A 7517-nucleotide genomic window follows, 5' to 3' on the forward strand; every position below is an offset into this window, starting at 1 on the left:
TTCGAGACCTCAGGGTGCAACGGCTTCCCCAGAAAACGCTGTTACTTTACAGTGTTGAGCAAGTTTGCTGCTCACTATTAATATACAAGGGTGCACCTGTGCACCGAACCGGAGGTGATCATCCCGCAAATGCCCAATTTCCCGGAAACAGCCAACGCAACCGCCGATGCGCAAGCACATCCTATGCAAAAACCGGTGCATGTCAGCACTTGTGTTGAATAAGTGGTGGCAATAACTTGCCTGCTTGTTTCCAGGTTGAGTAAGATGTGGTTGCTAAAAAGAACAAGTTGTTATGATGCGAAGTCGGATATATCAATTCAATAGAGGAGGGTCGCGAATGAATCTTAAAAAATGGTCAGATGAGAAACTGGCCTCCACTCAAACTGAACTCGATGCATGGTGTTTCAAACACTCCAAATCCTCCTGGGCCGGGCGGTTCGAGCTGTTGCTTGCCCTGGTCGGCGCGTTCGCCATTTCAACAGGTGTCGTGTTCCTCTTTTTCGATGGCATCACCGCCATGAGTTTCATTTTGATTGCGCTGGGACTGGTAACCAGCGTCACGTGGTATAAAACCGAACAGCAGCGTAAAATCAACACCGGTTTCCTCGCAGAGGTCAAGACTGAAATTGCCCGCCGAGCCAAAAAGGAAGCACCTGCCAAGCCAGAGTCTGCCAAATCCAAAACAGCTTCGGCTGAAGCTGCGGTAGCCGCCAAAACCGAAACGCCACCAGCTGCCCAGGCAGCGGCTGTGGAAAAACCCGAAACAGCCGAAACAGCAGAAGCGACTCCTACAGCGGTATCGGAAGAAACTGCTGAAAGAAAATAGCTTCGTCTATTCTCATTTGTCGTTTTTCAAATATTCCAGGATGCGCGCCAGATTTTCTCGGTGCGCATCCGTGGGTGCAGGGTAGTCCATTTTCAGACTTTTCATCGTTTCCAGTAAAACCGAGGAAACAATCAGACGGGTATTGCGCTTGTCATCCGCCGGCACGATATACCAGGGCGCATCGGAACTGGTGGTGGCAGCCAGGCATTCCCCATAGGCAACCTCATAGGCATCCCACAGCTTGCGTGCTTCGACGTCGGCACAGCCGATTTTCCAGTTCTTTTCTGAATTTTCGATCCGTGCCAGAAAGCGTTTGCGCTGCTCTTCCTTGGACAGATGCAGGAAAAACTTGATGATGCGCGTACCGTTGCGGTGCAGGTAATCTTCCAGATTGCGGATATCATTGAAACGCTCCTGCCAGAGCCGGTCGGGATCGATGAACTCTCCGGGAATGCGTTGCCGGGTCAGCAGCTCCGGCTGTACCCGGACCACGGCTACTTCTTCATAGTAGGAACGATCGAAAATACCGATCCGACCGCGTTCCGGCAGGCGTTTGTTGGTGCGCCATAAAAAATCATGGTCCAGCTCTTCCGAACTCGGTTGCTGGAAGCTGAAAACCTGGCAACCTTGCGGATTGACGCCCGACATGACATGCTTGATCGCGCCGCCCTTGCCGGCAGAATCCATGCCCTGAAAAATGAGCAATACCGCATAGTGGTTATGCGCGTAAAGCACTTCCTGCAACGCACCGATTTCCTGGCGGGATTCCTCCAGCAATTCCAGGTAATGGGATTTGGAAGTATAAAAGGGATCGATTTCAGTAGGCCATTTGGATAAATCAACCTTGCTGCCGGTTTTGACCTGAAAATTTCCAGTCTTGATATCGAGTTTCATCTTGCCTCATATTCTGTTAGTGGTAGACCCACGCAAAAAATCCCCATCGGTTCCAGGGCGCGCGATCCAATAGAGTAGGGTGCACCTGTGCACCACTCCACCGGCGACTTTGCCGTGCAGGGTGCATTTTGGGTCCCTGCCACCATGGTTTGACGGTGCGCGGGCGCACCCTACGGGGCGACGCGATCAAATGGGGGAAGGGTGCACCTGTGCACCGCCCCAACGGTGACTATACCGCATAAGGCAAATTTTTCGATCCTGGCTGCCATGGTTTGATGGTGTGCGAGCGCATTCTGCATGGCTCGCGGTCATCAGGGGTGTTCCAGCTGCAATTGGGAAACATCCCCTCTAGGCTGCCTATCCGGCAGGGAAGGCCGGACAAGGCGCAGTACCTTGCGGGCAGTGGCCCGGCAGACCGTTAACTTTCCACCATAGATGCCGACTACCCGGGGGTATTGTGGAGGGTCACACTGCAAATGAATTTCGCGTGAACGGTTGAAGGCCCGGGTCGACGACTTCGGCAATACCCGCAATCCGGCAAAGCGTCCTCGCACCTGAATGGGCCGATCGGGAAAATAATGCTGGAAACAGGCGAGCAAATACTTTTCCTCGTCCTCCAGGGGATGGGCCGTTGCCGGATCATCGTTGAACATTGTTTCGGTGGTTCCCAGCAGGGTATGTCCCTGCCATGGCAGGGCGAACACGGCACGGCGGTCCTGGGGTGCCTCCAGGTAGTAGCAGCCCTGTGCGAGTTGCCCTGCCAGCACCAGATGGCTGCCCTGCACCAGCTCGACCGGGTAACGCGGCAGGCGGGGAGTGATGCGTTGAGCGACCTGATCGATCCACGGGCCCGCGGCGTTGATCAGAACGCTGGCCGTACAGGCGAGCATTTGTTCGGCATGCCTGAATTCGATCTCACACAAATTGCCGACCACCGTAGCCTGGGTGAACATCGCCGGACACAGCAGCTCAGCACCCAGTTGCCGGGCGGAATGCATGATTGCCTCGGTCAGGGCCTGATCATCGGTTTGCGCATCCCAGTATTGCAATACCTGCTGCAATCCGTGTGTGGAGAGGCCGTCCAGTTTTTCCCATTCCCGCCGGGGAATGGCGCGAAAGCGCGCACCTTCACCAAATCCGGCCAGCAGGGCATAGAGGCTCAAACCGATGCGCAGAGTCAGCGGGCTGCGTGAGGTGTTGTGATAAACCGGGATATGAAAAGGCTGCAGCGTGACCAGTGCAGGCGCCAGGCGCAACAGCTCGGCGCGCTCCCGCAGGCTTTCACGCACCAAACCGAGCTGTCCGCTTTCAAGATAGCGCAATCCCCCATGAATCAATTTGCTTGAACGGCTGGAGGTGCCCGCTGCCAGCGCAGTCCGCTCCAATACCAGCACATCGTATCCCGCAGCGGCCGCTGCCTGGGCCACGGCAACCCCCTGAATGCCGCCGCCAACGATTACCAGATCATAATGCCGGGTGTCAGACATCGCGTTTCAGTTCTGATGCCGATTGGGGTCGCCCGTGCGGAAGGTCGCGCAAGCTCTCCGCAAGAGCGGGTATTCAAGCAGGGTGCCGATGGTGTCGGTTTCGATCAGCATGAAGCCAGCCTGGGCGTATTGCAGCACCGTTGCATAATCGTTGACGCTGTAGATCACCCACTGCCAGGGGCCGGGCCAGAGCGTATTCAGTTGCTGGGGCAGAATGTCGGTGCCGCAGAACAGATAATCCGGCGCCAGCTCGGTGGCGAACGCCAACTGCTGGTTGTGCCAGCGCTCGATGACCCAGCCAATGCGCGCCATGCCCCGCTCCCGGATCAGACCGATTGCATGCCGGTCGAATGAAATCATGACACATTGTTCACGAAGCGGATAAACCACATCGGAAATGGCAGCAACCGTCGTTTCCAAGCCAAAGCGGGCGATACTTTCAGCCTTGATTTCGATGAAGGCGGTGACATGCGGCCACTCCGGCAGAAGCTGGCAGAATGTCGACAAACGAGCGATCGGCGCGGTTCGGTCGGCGGTCTTTGACCTTGAATGCGGGGCGGCCGGATAGGGGACCGCCAAACCCTCAATGGCATCATCGTCAAGTTGGGTCAAACAGATATCGAGACCGGCCAGTCGGCCGAGATGGTCGTCATGACACAAATAGGGCGTCCGTTCACGGCTCAATTGCACATCCATCTCGACAAAACAGGCGCCTGCCTCCATGGCGGCCTCAAGCCCTGCCAGGGAATTTTCCGGATACAATGCGGGGTAACCCCGATGAGCGATGAGGTAAGGCGCTTGGTAAGTCATGATGATCTATGCCTGTGAACCCTTTTTCAGTAATGCTTCGACCAGGAAGTGATTAACGGCTACGGCGGGGTCTTTGCCGGCGCCCAAGGGTGCGCTTGCGCACCGCAAAACCAGCAACGGACCACACCATGCTTCCTGTATCCTACTGGAAATATCTTGAGGCATAAAATTTTTTTCGTCCTATCTCTTTGCATTGCACGCTCATTCGTTTCGGAAACAACCATTCAAGTCTGGAGGAACCATGCGTCGTATCTATCTTCGTTTCAGCATGCTGTTGCCGGTGCTGCTGGCGGCCATTCTGTTTATTCCATTTGTCATGAACTTTCTTGCCCATGCCTGGTTTGGAGAAAAGCAGTTCGCCCCGCTTGTGATGACCAAGTTGCCCGTGGACAGCTCGGCGATCAGCTTGCCTGATCAGGTCAAGCAATTCGAATCGTTCACGGTTGGGTTGCAACTGGATACCGAAAAACTGGCACGCCGCATCAATAATATCGTTGAGAAATCACCTGCCGGCATTTCCCTGCAGGGGGTGAGCGGCAGGGTGTTTCCCGAAATGCAGGCGGAATTATCAGGCGACACATTCGACATCCATCCACCCGAACCGCAAGCACAGCTTTATTCCAACCATGGCGACACCAGCTGGTCGTGGGCGATCACGCCGGATACCCCCGGGCGTCACGCGCTTTCGCTCAAGCTTCACCTGCAAACAGCCGATACCTCCCAGGAGCACCCGCAAATCGTGGAGCTGGCTGAAATCCAGGTATTTGTAGAGAAAAATACGGCCGAGTGGATGAAGCGTTACGGTATTTGGTACATCGCCATCGCCCTGCTGGTGGCAGGGTGGGTCTGGAAGAAATGGCGCGCTAGAAATCAAACAGCATAGAATCCATGCTGATTGTCATATACCGGCCTCCACCGTCACGCTTCCATAAACCTGCCAAACGGAAATAGCCAGGCTTTTTACCTGTTGTTCGCTTGATTGTGGCGGGCAGGATTTCAACATAATCCCGGTTTGTAGTTATCGTGGTGCTTCCCAGGAACTCACTTGATAAACAAACCGATTGGAAAGATTATGAATGAATGGATGAAAGCCGGCCGTGTCCTGATGCTGGTATGCATGCTGACAGGCTTGAATGCGGCATTTGCCTCGACCATGTCGATACGCCCTCCGGGTAGCAGCACTTCGCCGGATGGTTCGTCAGACTCTGGCGTCGCACAAGTGGCTGGGACACTCGAACTGGTTGCCACCGTCATCAAGAACGAAAAGCTGGAAGTATCGGGCAATGCTTTTGGCGGCGTGGACGCTTCGTCGCTGACGCTGCTTGACAGTCCGGCAGGCACCTATGGATTGCTGGATATTTCAAACGGTGTGTACCGCTACGTATTGCGCAACGATGCGCAACACGTACAGGCGCTCGGGCCCAATGAAGTGGCGCAGGAGGTTTTCAACTACCAGCTGACTCATGCCAGTGGTGCCAGAACTGATGTAAAACTGACCATTTTCATTCTCGGCAATCCATCGGTATCCTTCGACAACGTCGAGATCGAATTCAACGACCGTTCAAGCGATGCCAATCCCATCCACGCCGGCAATTCGCAACAGCCGGGGCAGATCATGCGCGGGCAGCTGAGCGCGTCCAGCGACCAGGACTGGTTCATTTTCAACAGCCTCGGCAACGAAATCATCAATATTGCCCTGTGCCCGGAAGGCACTTCCTGTATGGATGAGAACAGCTGGGTGCTGTATGTGTTCGACGCCGACCAGCTGGCCCAGCATCCGCATGAGGACAAAACCTACCCGCTCAGATGGTACAGCAACGATACCTTTGAAACCCTGGCGGTCGCACACGCCAACCATCCCTATCTGCTATACAACAAGGGTTTCATGCAACGCAGTCTGGTCGGCATTATCGATCCCTGCTTCGGTAACCGCCGCACCGTCGACATCGGCGTCGGCCCGCAGCCCAAAAATTACCTGGTGCTGATTTCGTCCCCGCTGCTGCGCGATGGCGAAGACAAAGATTGTGCCAATGGTGATGTGGTATTGAAGCGCGACGGGCCGAAACTCGATACCGATAACGGCACCACCGAAGAATATATCGTGGCCTATCCGTACTCGGATGATCAGTACAGCTTCAGCGTCACCCGCACCGGCGCCGATCCGTTCGCGGTCCTGTCGCCCCTCAGCACGCAATTCGACGCGGTCGGCCGCCGGGCCAGCGTGCCGATGCTGCGTGCCAACAACCAATTGTACGCAGTTGAGCTGGAGCAGGTGGTGACGGCGCAAAGCGCCGAGGCTCCGGCAACCTTTGCCATTCAGTCGACCCGGCTGCTGGATGCAGCCGCGACGGCCGATCCTTACCAAGCCACCTACAATCCAGTCAACCAGATCGTCAAACTGCCACAAGTGGCCGATACCCAAACCGGTGCGCTCTTTTCCGTGGAGCTGCTGCTTCATCCCGGTAACGGCACGCTCACCTTGCTCAAGGCCGAGCCGATCCCGCAGTAAACCGGCAACAGGCTGCTTTCGTTCGCAAGAGCGGGAGCGGCCGGCATTGCCTGGAACGATGCGCTCAAGCAAATGCGCAGCCTGCCGTTTCAACCTGCTGACAATCTTTCAACCTGATATCTGCGGAGGCCATCTTGATTCTGCTCGCCAGTAACAGCCAGCAACTGCTGGACCAATGGAGGGAAGGGGTATCCAGTCTGTCGCCCGTGCTTTGCATACGCGAATTGAATCTACTTCTCAGAGAAATGCAGAAACGGACACCCCCGGTACTGCTGCTCGACCATGACATGCTCGGCGTAAACAGCCTGACGGAAATGGAAACACTGCTGCAGAGCAGCCCCAAAACCAAGGTCATCGTTTCCAGCCTGGGCATCTCCGATGAAATGGAATGGCAATTGTTCCGGCTCGGCATACGCGGCTGCTGCCGCGAACCCTTGCCACCGGCCGCAATCGAGCGCATGGTGCAAGCAGTCTGGCAAGGGGAGTTATGGATGCGGCGCAAACTGGTTGGCTACATGTTCGAGGAACTGGCCACCACCACCCAGGAGAAACGGCATATCGAGCATGCAGTCAACAACCTGCTCGAGAACCTGACCCGGCGCGAATACGAAATCGCGCTGCTGGTCGGCCGTGGAGAAAGCAACAAAGGCATCGCCCGGCAACTCGATATCGCCGAACGTACCGTCAAGGCTCACCTCACCGAAATATTCCGCAAACTCGCCATCACCGACCGCATCAAACTCGCGCTGCTGATCAAGGACACCGCCAACCTCGACCACACCGACACCCACAGCCATTCTTCATAGCGCGCGGTCGGCGCAATACCGACCGCCGTTAACCACGCCGTACACGCTATCTTTCCCGGCCATGGTCCGCGAGGCTGAGCGGTGCACAGGTGCACCCTTGTATATTAATAGTGAGCAGCAAACTTGCTCAACACTGTAAAGTAACAGCGTTTTCTGGGGAAGCCGTTGCACCCTGAGGTCTCGAA

7 protein-coding genes are annotated in these 7517 nt (G+C 55.8%); 4 read left to right on the top strand and 3 right to left on the bottom strand.

The genetic code is table 11. The features are described 5' to 3' along the window. The first annotated feature begins 337 nt into the window (after window positions 1-337). A complete protein-coding gene (locus BLV85_RS15350) occupies window positions 338-826 on the top strand; it encodes a hypothetical protein (protein WP_176974049.1) in 489 nt (162 codons plus the stop codon). Window positions 827-838: 12 nt separating this feature from the next. Here the strand turns inward: BLV85_RS15350 and BLV85_RS13750 are convergent, their stop codons facing one another. The 3 genes from BLV85_RS13750 to BLV85_RS13760 form a co-directional block, all read right to left on the bottom strand. After that, window positions 839-1720 carry an ADP-polyphosphate phosphotransferase gene (locus tag BLV85_RS13750; protein WP_090415806.1) on the bottom strand — a complete coding sequence of 294 codons (882 nt, stop codon included), beginning with the start codon at window positions 1718-1720 and terminating at the stop codon, window positions 839-841. A gap of 311 nt (window positions 1721-2031) precedes the next feature. Further along, complete coding sequence (locus BLV85_RS13755) at window positions 2032-3207, bottom strand: glycerol-3-phosphate dehydrogenase/oxidase (RefSeq protein WP_090415807.1); 1176 nt, start codon at window positions 3205-3207, stop codon at window positions 2032-2034. Between the two features lie 6 nt (window positions 3208-3213). Further along, window positions 3214-4017: a glycerophosphodiester phosphodiesterase family protein gene (locus BLV85_RS13760; RefSeq protein ID WP_090415808.1), complete on the bottom strand. Its 804-nt coding sequence runs from the start codon at window positions 4015-4017 to the stop codon at window positions 3214-3216. Window positions 4018-4258: 241 nt separating this feature from the next. Between BLV85_RS13760 and BLV85_RS13765 the strand changes: the two genes are divergently transcribed. The 3 genes from BLV85_RS13765 to BLV85_RS13775 all read left to right on the top strand — a co-directional run bounded on the left by BLV85_RS13765 (window position 4259) and on the right by BLV85_RS13775 (window position 7332). Continuing rightward, window positions 4259-4900 (top strand): hypothetical protein, encoded by a 642-nt coding sequence (locus BLV85_RS13765; RefSeq protein ID WP_090415809.1) that lies wholly within the window; start codon window positions 4259-4261, stop codon window positions 4898-4900. Between the two features lie 189 nt (window positions 4901-5089). After that, window positions 5090-6526, top strand: coding sequence for a VCBS domain-containing protein (locus tag BLV85_RS13770; RefSeq protein WP_090415810.1), 1437 nt, complete (start codon window positions 5090-5092; stop codon window positions 6524-6526). Window positions 6527-6660: 134 nt separating this feature from the next. After that, window positions 6661-7332, top strand: a complete 672-nt coding sequence (locus tag BLV85_RS13775; RefSeq protein ID WP_143032356.1) for a response regulator transcription factor — start codon at window positions 6661-6663, stop codon at window positions 7330-7332. Window positions 7333-7517: the final 185 nt, after the last annotated feature.

The sequence above is a fragment of the Nitrosomonas halophila genome (assembly GCF_900107165.1).
Classification (GTDB): Bacteria; Pseudomonadota; Gammaproteobacteria; order Burkholderiales; family Nitrosomonadaceae; genus Nitrosomonas; species Nitrosomonas halophila.